The sequence below is a fragment of the Bradyrhizobium genosp. SA-3 genome, from assembly GCF_004212635.1.
Taxonomy (GTDB): domain Bacteria; phylum Pseudomonadota; class Alphaproteobacteria; order Rhizobiales; family Xanthobacteraceae; genus Bradyrhizobium.
The window spans coordinates 1-13,370 of the sequence record NZ_PSRT01000187.1; the positions used below are offsets into that span (position 1 = coordinate 1).

General features: G+C 59.8%; 14 protein-coding genes and 1 pseudogene. 10 read left to right on the forward strand and 5 right to left on the reverse strand.

Annotated features, from left to right (window positions below; genetic code table 11):
- Window positions 1-124: 124 nt before the first annotated feature.
- Both CWO91_RS38170 and CWO91_RS38175 read left to right on the forward strand, forming a co-directional pair.
- A complete protein-coding gene (locus CWO91_RS38170; protein ID WP_130220553.1) occupies window positions 125-1,321 on the forward strand; it encodes a hypothetical protein in 1,197 nt (398 codons plus the stop codon).
- A 280-nt stretch (window positions 1,322-1,601) separates the two neighbouring features.
- The gene (locus tag CWO91_RS38175; RefSeq protein WP_165405994.1) at window positions 1,602-2,522 is read left to right on the forward strand and encodes an ABC transporter substrate-binding protein; all 921 of its coding nucleotides are present in this window, start codon (window positions 1,602-1,604) and stop codon (window positions 2,520-2,522) included.
- 73 nt (window positions 2,523-2,595) lie between these two features.
- On the opposite strand, the gene CWO91_RS38180 is transcribed toward CWO91_RS38175, so the two are convergent.
- Together CWO91_RS38180 and CWO91_RS38185 are read right to left on the reverse strand one after the other, a co-directional pair.
- The gene (locus CWO91_RS38180) at window positions 2,596-3,009 is read right to left on the reverse strand and encodes an SRPBCC family protein (RefSeq protein ID WP_130220555.1); all 414 of its coding nucleotides are present in this window, start codon (window positions 3,007-3,009) and stop codon (window positions 2,596-2,598) included.
- Between the two features lie 416 nt (window positions 3,010-3,425).
- Window positions 3,426-4,361 (reverse strand): NAD(P)H-binding protein, encoded by a 936-nt coding sequence (locus tag CWO91_RS38185; protein ID WP_130220556.1) that lies wholly within the window; start codon window positions 4,359-4,361, stop codon window positions 3,426-3,428.
- Window positions 4,362-5,315: 954 nt separating this feature from the next.
- Here CWO91_RS38185 and CWO91_RS38190 point away from each other — a divergent pair.
- A complete protein-coding gene (locus CWO91_RS38190) occupies window positions 5,316-5,870 on the forward strand; it encodes a cytochrome P460 family protein (RefSeq protein WP_130220557.1) in 555 nt (184 codons plus the stop codon).
- A gap of 220 nt (window positions 5,871-6,090) precedes the next feature.
- On the opposite strand, the gene CWO91_RS38195 is transcribed toward CWO91_RS38190, so the two are convergent.
- The 3 genes and pseudogenes from CWO91_RS38195 to CWO91_RS44795 form a co-directional block, all read right to left on the reverse strand.
- A complete protein-coding gene (locus CWO91_RS38195; RefSeq protein ID WP_130220558.1) occupies window positions 6,091-6,837 on the reverse strand; it encodes a tetratricopeptide repeat protein in 747 nt (248 codons plus the stop codon).
- Window positions 6,822-8,030, reverse strand: a complete 1,209-nt coding sequence (locus CWO91_RS38200; protein WP_130220559.1) for an adenylate/guanylate cyclase domain-containing protein — start codon at window positions 8,028-8,030, stop codon at window positions 6,822-6,824. The genes CWO91_RS38195 and CWO91_RS38200 overlap by 16 nt, the downstream gene beginning before the upstream one ends.
- 295 nt (window positions 8,031-8,325) lie before the next feature.
- Window positions 8,326-8,415 (reverse strand): annotated as a pseudogene (locus tag CWO91_RS44795) (IS5/IS1182 family transposase); the annotation flags it as partial.
- A gap of 381 nt (window positions 8,416-8,796) precedes the next feature.
- Here CWO91_RS44795 and CWO91_RS38205 point away from each other — a divergent pair.
- The 7 genes from CWO91_RS38205 to CWO91_RS38235 all read left to right on the forward strand — a co-directional run bounded on the left by CWO91_RS38205 (window position 8,797) and on the right by CWO91_RS38235 (window position 13,133).
- The gene (locus tag CWO91_RS38205) at window positions 8,797-9,135 is read left to right on the forward strand and encodes a P-II family nitrogen regulator (RefSeq protein ID WP_130220560.1); all 339 of its coding nucleotides are present in this window, start codon (window positions 8,797-8,799) and stop codon (window positions 9,133-9,135) included.
- Between the two features lie 37 nt (window positions 9,136-9,172).
- Window positions 9,173-10,555, forward strand: coding sequence for an ammonium transporter (locus CWO91_RS38210; RefSeq protein WP_130220561.1), 1,383 nt, complete (start codon window positions 9,173-9,175; stop codon window positions 10,553-10,555).
- A gap of 307 nt (window positions 10,556-10,862) precedes the next feature.
- Window positions 10,863-11,516: a glycerophosphodiester phosphodiesterase gene (locus CWO91_RS38215; protein WP_165405995.1), complete on the forward strand. Its 654-nt coding sequence runs from the start codon at window positions 10,863-10,865 to the stop codon at window positions 11,514-11,516.
- A 135-nt stretch (window positions 11,517-11,651) separates the two neighbouring features.
- Window positions 11,652-12,044, forward strand: a complete 393-nt coding sequence (locus CWO91_RS38220; protein ID WP_130220563.1) for a hypothetical protein — start codon at window positions 11,652-11,654, stop codon at window positions 12,042-12,044.
- Window positions 12,038-12,502, forward strand: a complete 465-nt coding sequence (locus CWO91_RS38225; protein WP_165405996.1) for a hypothetical protein — start codon at window positions 12,038-12,040, stop codon at window positions 12,500-12,502. Before CWO91_RS38220 ends, CWO91_RS38225 begins: the two co-directional genes overlap by 7 nt.
- Window positions 12,499-12,750 carry a heavy-metal-associated domain-containing protein gene (locus CWO91_RS38230; RefSeq protein ID WP_433995604.1) on the forward strand — a complete coding sequence of 84 codons (252 nt, stop codon included), beginning with the start codon at window positions 12,499-12,501 and terminating at the stop codon, window positions 12,748-12,750. Before CWO91_RS38225 ends, CWO91_RS38230 begins: the two co-directional genes overlap by 4 nt.
- A 107-nt stretch (window positions 12,751-12,857) precedes the next feature.
- Complete coding sequence (locus CWO91_RS38235) at window positions 12,858-13,133, forward strand: hypothetical protein (protein ID WP_130220564.1); 276 nt, start codon at window positions 12,858-12,860, stop codon at window positions 13,131-13,133.
- Window positions 13,134-13,370: the final 237 nt, after the last annotated feature.

Sequence of the window (13,370 nt, forward strand, 5' to 3'; positions counted from 1 at the left end):
CGACGTTGAGGAAGCGGGTGAGCAAACTCTGAAGAACATCGCCAGGCCTGTCCACGTTTACCGCATCATCATCGATCCGGGCCCGCGGACTGCGGCGCCCAAACGCGAGATTTCGGCGCTCGCGTTGCCTGACAAGCCGTCTGTCGCCGTGCTGCCGCTGACCAATATGAGCGGCGACCCCGAGCAGGAATTCGTCTCCGACGGTATAGCCGAAGATGTGATCACGGCACTATCGCGCTATCCCTCATTGTTCGTCATCGCGCGGAACTCGTCGTTCACTTACAAGGGGCGAGCGGTTGATGTGAGACAGGTCGGGCGCGAGCTCGGCGTCCGATACGTGCTCGAAGGTAGCGTGCGCAAGGCCGGCAGCCGGATCCGCGTGACCGCGCAGCTCATAGAGGCGGCGACCAGCAATCATGTGTGGGCCGAGCGCTACGACCGCGATCTCGCGGATATTTTCGCCGTGCAGGATGAGCTTACCGAAGCGCTGACGACTGCGCTCGCCCCCGCCATTGCAGACGCCGAGCTCCGACGCGCCATGCGCAAGCCGCCGGGCAGCCTTGATGCCTGGGCAGCCTATCAGCGCGGCCTGTGGCATCTGAGCAAAGCGACCGCAGAGGACGATGAGAGCGCAGAGAAATTCTTCAGACAGGCGATCGATCTCGACCCGACCTTCAGCGGCAGCTACAGCGCGCTCGCTCTGTACCAGCTGCAAGCGGCCGCGCTCTACCAGAAGATCGGCCTGCGAGACGCGCAACGCTCGGCGGAGGCCTTGGCCCGCCGGGCGGTCGCGCTCGATGGTGCCGATGCCGAGGCCCGTTCGTGCCTTGGCTGGGCCTTGCAAGCACGCGGCGAGGCTGACGATGCGTTGGCGGAGATCGAGCGAGCTCTCTCTATGAGTCCAAATCTGGCGATCGCGCATGGCCATCGAGGCGCGACGCTGATCTTTGCCGGACGGCCCAAGGAGGGGGTCACGGCTCTCAACGTGTGTATCAGGCTCGATCCCCGCGACCCCTATCTGGCGGTCCGCTTGTTGCACATTGCGTGCGGTTTATATTTCTGCGGCGAATACGAGGCATCGATCGAGGCCGCAAAACGTCTGATCCGGTCGTATCCCAATTTTCCGATGATCTACCGCTGGTCCGCGGCAGCGCTGGGCCAGCTTGGCCGCACAGCGGAAGCGAAGGAAGAACTGGAAAAGGCCGTCTCGTGCGCACCGGGGGCATTAGATATGTATGTCCGCAACAGAGCTCCGTGGTTTCGGCCAGAAGACCACGCGCATCTCATCGACGGTCTGGGTAAGGCCGGATGGAGGGCGTGAGGCTGCATCGAACTGCGGGCTGTCCCTTCTGTTTTGCAGCGAGCTGTTCGACGATCCCCGCACAACGTTTCTTGTCGGATTGCGCAACGTCTGATTTGGGTCAAGAAGCGACTACCTCAACACATCCGCTTGATGAGCGAAGCGGACCTTCAGGAGCGGATGATCTTGTTTCCGCACGGTACTCGGCCAACGGCCGACTTTTCCATAACAACTGATTTGCGAACGAGGCAGCCGTCTAGTCCCGGCGGGCGTTCATCACGGCACTTGGTGCCGCTGCAGCGTGGCCACTGCAAGCGGCCAAACTCTGGCGAGATCAGTTCATGTTGTATTGCTGTCGCCAGTTGACCCGTCGGGGTTGGCTGGCCTTCGCAAAAACCTGCAGGACCTTGGTTATGTCGAAGGTCGCAATATCCGATTGGATGTGCGAAGCGCTGGAGGACAAATTGATCATCTTCCCGGGCTTGCCGAGGCGGTCGTGCGGGAAGGCGGCATCGACGCAATCCTCGCGCAGAGCTTTCCTGCAGCGATCGCGGCATACAGAGCCACGCAAACTATTCCGATTGTTGCCATTGTCGGGATTGATCCTGTCGCATCGGGTCTGGCTGAAAGCCTCGCTCATCCCGGCCACAACGTCACGGGAATGGCGATTTTTGCCGAGGAAACGGACATAAAGCTCGTTGAGTTGCTGCGCGAGATTGCACCCCGCGCCGTCCGTTTCGCCGCCGTTACGGCCATAACAGGCGGTGGCAATCTGAGCCTTGGTGCGGTTCAGGACACCGGTCGCAAGCTGGGTTTTGATGTCGAAATAATTAAGATTGCCGATCCGGCCGATCTTGCGACCGCACTGAGCCCGGAAGTCCTGAGTAGGTTCGACGCGTTCATGTTTCCGCCGGATGTCGTGCTGTCCGGTCACAAGGCCGAGGTTGTCAAGTTGATCGGTTTAAGCAACAAGCCTGCAGTCTTTCCTTCGTCCGATTGGGCCGAAAGCGGGGGGGTGTTGTCTTTCGGGCCCGATCTTGCCGAAGTTGGTCGGCACATGATCTTGCAGCTTGATCGCGTGTTGAAAGGCGAAAAGCCACGTGACCTGCCCTTCGGACGTCCCACAAAATTCGCGCTCAACATCAATCTCCATACCGCTCGCGCTATGGGAATCGAGCTGTCCCCGACATTGCTAGTCCGCGCCGACAAGGTGATCGATTGATGTCGCCTTCCGGCCCATCCGTGAGCCGCGGAACGCCCGTCAGATGACTTTCATCTCTAGCCCTTACACACCCTCACGACTTCTCATTCGCCTCCACGTATCGCGCGAAATTGTCGAGGATTGCTTGCCAACCGCCCTGCTGCTGCTCGACTGAGTGGGTCGGTTCGCTATCGAAGACAATACGGATGACAATGCCTTTGGGGCCGGGCAGGAACTCGACTTCGGCCTTTCGATCGCCGAACGCGTATTCGATCCGCTTGTGTTGGACGACCTTGGTGTAGGTGCCGGCGAAATCGAACCCCATGCTGCCGTCCTTGGCCTCCATGCGGGACGAGAAGGCGCCACCGTCCCGCAGGTCGACCGTAGCCTTGGTCGTATGCCAGTCGTCGGACGCAGCGTTCCACTTCACGATGTCGGCCGGCGTGGTATACGCGCGCCAGACCTGATCGATCGGGGCCGCTACGTTGGCTTCGACGGTGATTCTCATGGGTCTTGCTCCAGTTCAATTTCACAGGCTTGAGGTGACAACATCACTTCTCGTGTGCTGGGTTCATCTACAGCCCTTGCGTGAAGTGTCCACCCAAGGACGACCGAGACCTGTCCATGCCGACATGGTCTAGCCGTCGATGCGGAAAAATTCGAAAAAGAGTTGTCATAGGTCTTTTGGCCATCCACGAACGACCGCGAGCAAATTGGAAGCCGCAGCCTGCGGCGAGTCCGGATCTGGCCCATCAGCGAAGCGAGGCCTGTTCGGTTTGAGGTCCGGTCGGTGAGCCATAGCGGCTGACCCCGAGTTCTTCGCATTTTGACCAAACCGGTCTTCCCGAAAAGTTGACGCTAGTTCGCCGCAGTGCCACAGAGATAAACGCCTCGCAAAAGTAAAGGCCCCGTCGAATGGCCCGCTCAAGCCGCGGTTCCATCCCGCGTGAATTCAGCGGCATGCAACCTGATGAAGTCGTACATGCTGATCGGCTTCTGGCCGGTGAGCTTGAACAGGTCGTCGGTCATACGGTCGTAGCGGCCCTGCTTGTTCAGCTCCGTCATCACGGAAAGGTGCTTTACGATGTGCGCGGGCACGCCAGCCCCCAGAAGCTTTTCGCTCCAGTCGGCGAGCGGCACGTCGCGATAGTGGATCGTGCGACCCAGCGCCTTGGAGAACACGCGCGCGTAGTGCTCCAGATCAGCCGATTCAAAGCCGGTCAGATTGTAGATCTGGCCGATGTGCGGCGTGGGATCCTCGAGGACGACCGATACGGCGCGCGCCACGTCCACAGCCGAAATCGGTGAGGTTTTGCCGCCGCCCATTGGCAACGCCAGTTCGTCGGCGTCCCGCACGCTCGGGGCAGCGAAAAGACGGAAGAACCCTTCGAGGAAGACCGTGGGCCGCATGGTGACGACCGGGAGGCCCGACCAGGACAAAGCCTGTTCAGCCAGCCAGTGGAGCTTGTGCTGCGGGCTGTCGGTGCTCTCGGTGATGCTCATCTGCGTAACGGTCATCTGAGACATGTTCACGAACGCTTCGACGCTGTGATGGCGCGCCACGGCGGCGGTGTTGACCGTGGCCGTCAGGTAATCGGCCGAAACCGACATGCCGAAATATACACTCGCGCAACCTTCGATCGCGCGGTGCATCGCGGTGAGGTCGGTCAGGTCGCCTTGCATGACCTCGGCGCCGAGCTGGCGCAGGGCCTCGGCGCGTTTATCCTCGCGGCGCACCAGGGCGCGCACCTTGCGCCGTTTGGCGAGCAGCATTTCGGTGAGATTGCGGCCGATGGAACCGACAGCGCCACCCGCGCCGGTCACCAGGATCGGGCTAGCATGTGACGATTGCGTAGTCATTTCAATTGCCTCTGGATGAGTTCGGATTGCGGGACGATTCGCCGGGATACAGGACGACTCGACAGGGCTCTCATCGTCGAGAATCGGGCGAGCCGAGTAACAAAAGACATGTGAATCCGTGTTTGACAGTGATGGCGGCTACCCGGTGTAGCTACTTGCGCAGGAGCGGATAGCCTTGAACGTACACGAGGTCCTGTCCCCCGGCCGGCCTTGTAATCGGTCGTAACGGTTCGCTTCATCTCGGCGCCTTCACAAAAGGCCCTGGCTTGGCTGCGGCTCCCGGTATGATGCTCTCGGCGGCCGCGCCACCCTTGTCCTGAGCCCACGCCATAGTAGCGGCAGCGACGGCCAAATCAGCCGCCGCAGAGATGCGCATCGACATTTTATGACCGGCTGCCGCGATCCGAAGAACACTGCGTCGGGTCGGCGTCGACGAATTCGTGTGCATGACAATCTCCTGCTTTTGCAACGAGACTTATCGAGCGCATCGTGACTGAAAGGAAGACGAGTCCTACCGTAGGGACAATACACCGCGCCCCTGATGCCTTCTTCGCGCTGTCCGACATGTCGAGCTTCTTGCCATATGTCCGCCGTCTCGGAGACGACGCCTGCAAAGTCGCGAATTTTATTCTTACCAAGCAAACAGACGACGTTTGCACAGTATGCACCAAGCCATACCTCAAGCCAACGCGCCGATGTCGACGAAAGGCCGGCAAATGCAGCACGGCCCAGCATTAAGACTATGGCACTGATACTTCCGCTTTTGACCACCCATAGCGAGCATCGTGGACAGTTCAGGAATACTGATATGCACCATGGTATCGGACCCATTTCGCAGCGTGCAAATCCATGCTGTAATCATGTTCTTCGTGAGCAACGGGCAGCGCAGCCCTAGGCCTCGGAGAAAACAATGCGACGACGCAATTTCCAACAACGGGGTTAGGAGATGCGACAATGAAAAACACGCTGATCAGTCTCAGTATTTCGGTATCGATCGCCATTTTTGCGGCTGGTGTCGCAATTTCCGCGCAGGACAAATACACGGTGCAAGTACCGTATGGCCTCGGGTTCTCTGAGTTTAGGGGATACGAGGAGTGGCCAGTGATCGCGATGAGCGAGAGCGGAGGCAAGATCGCTGTGATCGTGGGGAATCCGCTAATGATCGACGCCTATAAGGAAGGCGTGCCCCGCAATGGCAAGCCTTTCCCAGACGGCGCCAAGATGGCGAAAATTCATTGGAAGCCGAAAATACAAGAGACGTATCCCGGTCAGCCAACGGTGCCAGGTACCCAGCTTGACGCTGGTTTCATGGTGAAGGACAGCAAGAGGTTCGCGGACAGCGGCGGATGGGGATGGGCCGAGTTCAACTATGACGCCGCGTCCGATACGTTTAAGCCCGCCACTGCAGCGGACAATCCGCCGCAGGAAAACGACGCGAAGTGCGGGTTCTCGTGCCACTCGGTGGTGCAGAACCGCGACTACGTTTTCACGGATTACGGAAAGAGGTGAGTATCGGATAGTGTTGACCGACGGTCGTAACGACTGCGCCGAATAATGGTGGATGTCCGCACCTGGCCCTTCGCGACCATTCGCGCGGCACGGGAAACGTCCGAAGTGGAGGTGAGACCGGAAGTCACCCGGTAACGCTCAAACCGACGCTCATGACCCATAAGAGACATGCAGCGAGCCGCGATTTCGATCGCCTCGTCGGCGCTGGCAACCGCGTTGATCACTCCGGCAGTCCAGCTTTTTGGAGCCCCTCGTTGAATCTTAGCCCCCACATAAGAAAACGAGGACTATAGGATGGCAACGGTACGCCTTGCCTTCGAGCTTTCCATTGAGTGATGGTCCTGATAGGGGCATTGTCGTTCGCCAAATATCGCTGCATTGCTGCGCGCGCATCTGCCTCTTTACCCGCCAAGGCAAGCAGCGCAGACCGCACAAATCCGATTAGCAGAATCTCGGGAGAAGCAGCTTCAGCCCGGTCAATCCATACAAGCGCCTCCTCATAGTCCTGCAAGATGCTGAAGGCGAGAGCCTTGGCGAGATACAGCGGCGTGGAAAAGGGATCGTGCGGGCTGAGCCGCATCGCCTTGTCGGCATAGGCGATGGCCTTTTCTGGCTCACCGGCATAACTGTAGGCCAAAGCCAATCCCGGCGGAATGCTGCTGGGAGCTAACATCAGGGCGCGCTGATAAGAATCAATCGCCTCCCGAGAGCGCCCCGCCACCAGTAGAACATCGCCTTTCGCCGAGTGAGCCAGGAAGTTGTCCGGATCGATCTTTATGGCTAAGGAGGCAAGTTCGTCCGCGCGGCGAAGATCAGCTTGGCGATCGGGACTCGCGAAAACGTAAACGCGATGGCTGAACCTGATTGACAGGAGGGACAGTGCGCGAACATTCTCAGGGTCGATCTGCAACGCCTGCTCGCACAGGCGGTAGGCGGAATCGAGTGCCGGCGTCAAATACATGCGCATAATGGCCGCGGTGCAGCGCCACGCAAGGTCTTCCGCACTGGGATTGGCTGCGCGAGATTGTGCCCACGGGCTCTTTCTGCAGTCATCTTGATACCGATCGCGTGCGCGATGCGCGTAACGATGGCATCTTGCATCTGCAAGAGGTCGGAGCGATTTTCGTCAAACTGGTCAGCCCAGAGGTGCGCATCGCTCTCGGTATCGATGAGCTGGGCATGCACGCGCAGCCGGTCGCCAGTCGGCTGCACGCTGCCTTCCAGCACATAGCGCACACCTAGATCCTTGCCGATCAGCCGCACGTCGATTGGCTTGCCCTTGTAGGTGAAAGCAGTCGAGCGGGAGATGACGAAATTGTCGCGAAAACGCGAGAACCCGGTGGTCAGTTCGTCACTGATGACGTCTGCCAGATAATCCTGGCTCGCATCGCCGGATAGGTTGATAAAGGGCAGCACGACGATGGAGAAGCGCTCCGAGGGCTTTGCCAGCTTGTCCTGCATCTGTGAGACGATGGGCGCTCGGCCGAGGTGGAAGTACAATGCCGCGCCACCAGCGCCGGCGATTAGCACGACTGCGGCTCCGATCGCCGTGAGGCGCGCACCCCACCTGTCGCGACGTACAGCCGGCGCCGCACTGTGCCGCGGCCAGTTTGGCTTGGCGGGCCGCGCGTCATCAAGAGCGGCTCGGAAGACACGCACCGGCCGTGCGATGTTCTTGAGTTGCCGTTCGCCTGCATCCTCGAAGGTGACATCGAACTTGCCCCGAACCTGTCGGTGCGCGTCATCGGAGATGCAAATGCCACCGGGCTTCGCCAATCCCTCCAGACGCGCTGCCACGTTCACGCCATCGCCGAAAATGTCACCTCGATCGATGATGATGTCGCCGACATTGATGCCAATCCGGAACTCGATGCGCTTCTCATCTGGCACCTCGGCATTGCGCTCGGCCATCCCGCGCTGGACATCAAGAGCGCAGCGCACTGCGTCCACTACGCTGCTAAAGTCAGCCAACAGCCCATCGCCGGTGTTCTTGACAACACGGCCGCGGTGTTCGGCAATCTTGGGATCGACGAGGGTGCGTAGATGGTCCTGGAGCTGGACGTGCGTGCCCTCTTCATCCAGGCCAGTTAATCGGCTGTAGCCAGCAACATCGGCTGCCAAAATGGCAGTGAGCCGACGCTCGACGCGCTCGCTGGCCAAGGCATGCCTCCGAGATAGGTTGATGACAGTCTACGCCTCCAGGTTCCGAGAACCAAGTGATGGGAGATGGTGCTGGGCACCCACTGAGCCCAGCGCCGTGAGGCCCTCTCCGTGGCTGATCATGTCCGGATGTGGCCCCTCGCGGACTTGCGGATAGGCGGCGCTGATGTCTGTTTCTGAGGTCAATGCGGATGTCGCAAGCGCGCGGTGGACTCCCGCGGACTCGGCCTGCTCACCCAAAGGCCTAGTTCTTCCATAACAAGGCATACGCGAACGGGAAGACGGGCCTGGAGCTACGGGCATTCACTCGTGGCACGCCGCGCGGCTTATTCGGCAGCATCGGCGTGATGGCAGACCACTCATTGTCGGTGAGTTCGTAGCGCATGATTCGGCCCTTGATTTAGGGAGCTTGAATCATCGTCGGCAGGTAGGCTCAACATGTCCGGCCAAGGAGCGCTTTGGTTGCGATGCGCCCGAAAGCGGACGCGTTATACTCACGTTGAGTTTTGTCGTTCGTGACCCGGAGCGGAAGGACGGCGCTAGGCTCGATCGCCGCAGGCCCTGCCCGTTTTATGGGCGCGGGCTGCCATCAGAAATGGCAAAAGCACCAGACCGTTCCGAGCTGGTGGGTTGGAATCGACCGTGTTTCAGTGGGTTACCCGCGGGTCGCCAATGGCATGAATCTTGTTTAAAACTTAACTAAAGTGGATGCGGAAATTGTCATTGGCGTTGTCCAACCCTGGCATCAGGGAAAGGCAGGTAAGCCATGAAGCTAGTCAGCGCCATTATCAAACCATTCAAGCTCGACGCGGTGCAGGGCGCGCTGACGGTTCTCGGCGTGCAAGGCATGACCGTGACCGAGATCAAGGGATTCGGCCGACAAAAGGGCCACAAGGAGATTTATCGCGGCGCCGAGTATGCCGTGAACTTTGTGCCGAAGGTCAGGATTGATCTTGTGGTCACCTCTGAGCAGGCGGACAGGGTTGTTGCGGCGATACAAAATGCCGCAAGAACCGGAGAGGTGGGCGACGGCAAGATCTTCGTTTCGCCAGTCGAGCGCGCCGTTCGCATTCGCACCGGAGAGACGGACGAAGCGGCTGTATAAGCCTTCACCGACACCTCTTGCGACCAGGAGGGAGACAATGGCAAACGCGCGCCAAAGACTCGTGCTATTTGTGACGGCTCTCTTGGGGACTGCGCTTCTCTATCTTGCATTCGGTGGCGTCGCGCTCGCACAAGACGCGGTCCCGGCAGCCTGCGGCGGCAAGGTTTTGGAAAAATGCACTCCCAATTCCGGCGACACCGCGTGGATGCTCACGTCTGTTGCGCTCGTATTGATGATGACAATCCCGGGGCTTGGGCTGTTTTATGGCGGCTTGGTGCGCAAGAAAAACGCTGGCGACACGGTAATGACCAGCTTTGCCGTGACGTGCCTGGTCACGATCCTGTTCGCCATCCTGACCTACAGCTTGGCCTTCCGCGCCGGCACGCCGTTCGTCGGCGGGCTGGACCGCATATTCCTGAAGGACATCCTAAGCGACATCGGCAAAGGCGGGATCGGCAACCCCAACCCGCTCGCGGCGACGATTCCCGAAAGCGTCTACATCTGCTTCCAGATGACGTTTGCGATCATCACGCCGGCGCTGATCGCAGGGGCCTTCGCCGAGCGGATGAAATTTTCCGCGATGCTCTGGTTCATCGGCCTGTGGGCGATCTTCGTCTATGCGCCAATCGCGCATTGGGTGTGGGGACCTGACGGTATCTTCGCCTCCGGCAACGACGCCGCCTGGGTCAAGGTGTTGGATTTCGCTGGCGGGACCGTCGTGCATATCAATGCCGGCGTGGCAGGCCTGATGTGCGCCATTATGCTTGGCAAACGCAAGGAGACGGGACCGGCCCATAACATGGTGCTGACCTTCATCGGCGCCTCGCTGCTCTGGGTCGGCTGGTTCGGCTTCAACGCGGGATCCGCGGTCACGGCAGGCATGCAGGCCGGCATGGCGATGCTGGTGACGCAGATCGCAACGGCGGTCGCCAGCTTCACCTGGATGCTGGTCGAGTGGTCGCTGAAGGGCAAGCCGACGGTCGTAGGCATCTGCTCGGGTGCGGTCGCAGGCCTCGTCGCCATCACGCCTGCGTCCGGTTTCGTCGGCCCGATCGGCGCCTTCGTGATCGGCATCGCGGCCGGTGTCTTCTGCTACTGGGGATGCACCGGGCTCAAGGGTATATTCAACTATGACGACGCTCTCGATTGTTTCGGCGTCCACGCCGTCGGCGGCATCGTCGGCGCACTGCTCACCGGCATATTTGCCGTCGAGCAGTATGGCGGCACCGCGGGTGCTCTGGAAGGAAATCCGGGACAGTTCATCAACCAGTGCATCGGCGTCGCCACGGTCTTTGTGTATGACGCCGTCGTCAGCCTGATCATCCTGTACGGGGTCAAGCTGTTCGTCGGCTTGCGGGTGTCGGAGGAGATGGAGCGCGAAGGTCTCGACCTCGCGTTGCACGGAGAAGCAATACAGTAATCTACGTCGAGGGGTGGCGTCCCGAAGCGCCGACGAGGTGATCGAATAGAACTGCCAGTTACTGCGGTGCATGAGTCCGTTCCTGGCCTAAATGCGAAGTCCGAACGGGCTCCGAAATTGTCTGGTCACCAGGGTAGAGCGGAAGTGATCAGCGCGCACTCAAACCGACGCGAATGACCCAAAACCGGCTGTTTCGGTGGCGTCGCCTTTTGGCCCTACGCTAATCATGGGTCAACGTCGTGGCCGCGGATTGACATTTCTCTCTACGGGGAGATTGCATGGCGAGCTTGGCTTTACGGACCTCGTCATGAAGCTTATTGCGCATCGTGGATGGTCCGCGGGTCCGGGTGAAAACTCGCTCGCCGCGTTCGCACGTGCCGCCCGTGACGGCAGAATATCTGGTGTCGAATTCGACGTCTGCCTTGCAGCGGATTCCGACACATTGGTGGTGTCACACGACCCGCCGCGTCATGTCGAGAATGCGCTTACCCTCGATGCGGCACTGTCGCTTCTTTCACCAACTGACCTTGAACTGTTTGTGGAGGTGAAGGAAACGGGACTTGTCTCTAGAGTCATCGAGAGGCTGGTTGCCAGCGACGTGGCCCGTCGCTCAGTCGTATTTGCCTTTGCCGCCGTCGCAAGATCCTTTCCGTGGGAGGGGGCGCGACCGGTGCGCCTGGGCATTATCGTCATGTACCCGTGGAACCTGAATCGTGCGGTGCGCAGGTTTGCGCCGGATGTCCTCCTGCTCGGCTGGGACGCGCGCGCTTGGACGCGACTCGCCTTTCGCGCCTGGTGGTCCATTTTCTCGCTTGAGCAGCTTGCGCGACGCCACCACGTGCCGGTTGTGGTAGGAATCGTGCAACGCATCGACGATCTTCATTGGCTCTCGCGGCAGCGCCTCTACGGGGCGGTCGCCGACGTCGACCGCACTATCGGCCGCAGCGCCAGACCTGATTAGGCCGGCGCAAACCCGTTCGTCGCCTGTGACGTATTTGAAGGCCGCTGACAGATCGGCCTGATCTGGCGTGGGGAAGTATTCGATTTTGTAGGAAAGCCAGGTGCGGAGATCACCCGCCCAAGAGGGAGCACCCTCATGAGATACGCGCCGCTGTTGATTGTTGCCGTATTGTTCGCAGTTGTGGCCTCCGCCGAAGAGTACAAAAAGGGTCCCAACGGCGGCCTGACGCTCGACGTTGCTGGCGTCGATGCGGAACTCATGACCGCGGGGAACACGGTCACGATCAATGTCTTTGTTCCAAATGCCGCGAAGCCCGTTCCGACAGACCGTTTCACGGCAGCGGCGCTCATCGTCAGCGGTAGTAATCGCGAGACAATTTCACTTACGTCGCAGGGTGAGAATTCTCTGAAGGGCGACGCGAAGAACCCGATAGCGCCGGACGCTACGATCACCCTCACCATCAAAACCGCCGAGGAGAAATCGGGTCAGGTAAAGTTCAAGAAACAAGGACCGACGGCAGGATGTTGAATGGACGTGCAATCTGGTGCCTCAACCACGACCGCCCAATTGCGGCGCAGGCCTGCACGCGCGTGCCCGGTCGATACGTCAGTCGTCTGTTCTTCATCATGACGCTATCCTTCACCGCCGTCGTGGCGGCAGACGCATCGCGTGATCTTCGCGCGCAGGCGCCCAAGGCGACAATTGTCGGCCCGGGTGCTGCGACATGCCAGCGGTTCAACGATGACATTAAATCCAATCCCTTGCTCAGGAGAGACTATCTGGCCTGGGCGCAAGGGTTCATGAGTGGAATCCTGTCGAGCAGGCCGCCCGGTGTTGACGAGGGGCTCAATCTCGCTCCGATGACGTTCGACGTCAGGAGGCAACTGCAGTTCTTAGAGGACTACTGTACACGGAATGCCTCAAAGGATTTCTCGGATGCAGTTGAAGCCCTCTACACACGGCTGCGCGAGGAGGGAAAAACATGAACTCGACCTCTCCCGCCTTACCCGAGGAAGCGACCATGAATAGCACCGCCTCATCCGCGAAGACGCGTTTCCGTGTGGAGGGAATGGACTGCGCCTCTTGCGCGACGAAGATCGAGAATGCCCTGCAGCGAATGCCAGGTGTCCGTACAGTGACGGTGAGTCACGACGCCGGCCGCGTGGGCGATGAAAAAATCCGCCATCGTATTCTGGACCTGGGTTACCGCAGGGGCAGATACGCGCATTCATGAGTGCAAGCGAAGCGGACGTTGTTTCGAGGTGCTGTCCTCAAAGGGACTCACATATAGACAACCGCTCGGTGAGTTCGCGGCCATCATTGCCGCACATTGGAGGTCTCATGCGATTCATTTTCCGTGTTCTCGCCGCAGGCGTGGTTCTCGTCTTCTATCTCCCCGTGATCTCGGGAGTCACGCTTGCGATTGCTGATGCGACTGGCGGGTTGCCGGGCACTCTCACCGGCTGGTGGAAGTATATCGGCGATGCGATCGCCGAAGGCGCTGGCTTTTCTGCAAGCTACAAAGAGAACATGTTCACTATATGGGGCATCGCCGCGCTCCTCAGTGTCATCGGTCACACACTGCTTTCGATTTCGAGGGCGTGGATGCATCGATGAGGAATTTCGGAAACCCCGCTACTTGCCTTAACGCAACCCGAAGGGAAGGACTGCGCGGTCGTGCGCCAGATTGCTCGCTGCCTGCGAGGCTGTCCGGTTGTGGCCCTTCGCGTCAGTTCGCGGCAACGCAATAGGTCAGTCGCTTCCGGGGTGAAGCAGACATCGATGGTCGCGCGGCCATACCGGACAGCGACGCGAATGACCCAGAGCGGCCATTTGCGCACCCTCGAAGTCCTA

Bases quoted from the DNA above. Each gene is read 5' to 3' on its own strand.
- CWO91_RS38180 (WP_130220555.1), bottom strand. From the start codon at position 3,009: ATGAGAATCACCGTCGAAGCCAACGTAGCGGCCCCGATCGATCAGGTC.
- CWO91_RS38230 (WP_433995604.1), top strand. From the start codon at position 12,499: ATGAACTCGACCTCTCCCGCCTTACCCGAGGAAGCGACCATGAATAGC.
- CWO91_RS38185 (WP_130220556.1), bottom strand. From the start codon at position 4,361: ATGACTACGCAATCGTCACATGCTAGCCCGATCCTGGTGACCGGCGCG.
- CWO91_RS38215 (WP_165405995.1), top strand. From the start codon at position 10,863: ATGAAGCTTATTGCGCATCGTGGATGGTCCGCGGGTCCGGGTGAAAAC.
- CWO91_RS38210 (WP_130220561.1), top strand. From the start codon at position 9,173: ATGGCAAACGCGCGCCAAAGACTCGTGCTATTTGTGACGGCTCTCTTG.
- CWO91_RS38190 (WP_130220557.1), top strand. From the start codon at position 5,316: ATGAAAAACACGCTGATCAGTCTCAGTATTTCGGTATCGATCGCCATT.
- CWO91_RS38195 (WP_130220558.1), bottom strand. From the start codon at position 6,837: ATGCGCATGTATTTGACGCCGGCACTCGATTCCGCCTACCGCCTGTGC.
- CWO91_RS38205 (WP_130220560.1), top strand. From the start codon at position 8,797: ATGAAGCTAGTCAGCGCCATTATCAAACCATTCAAGCTCGACGCGGTG.
- CWO91_RS38220 (WP_130220563.1), top strand. From the start codon at position 11,652: ATGAGATACGCGCCGCTGTTGATTGTTGCCGTATTGTTCGCAGTTGTG.
- CWO91_RS38235 (WP_130220564.1), top strand. From the start codon at position 12,858: ATGCGATTCATTTTCCGTGTTCTCGCCGCAGGCGTGGTTCTCGTCTTC.
- CWO91_RS38225 (WP_165405996.1), top strand. From the start codon at position 12,038: ATGTTGAATGGACGTGCAATCTGGTGCCTCAACCACGACCGCCCAATT.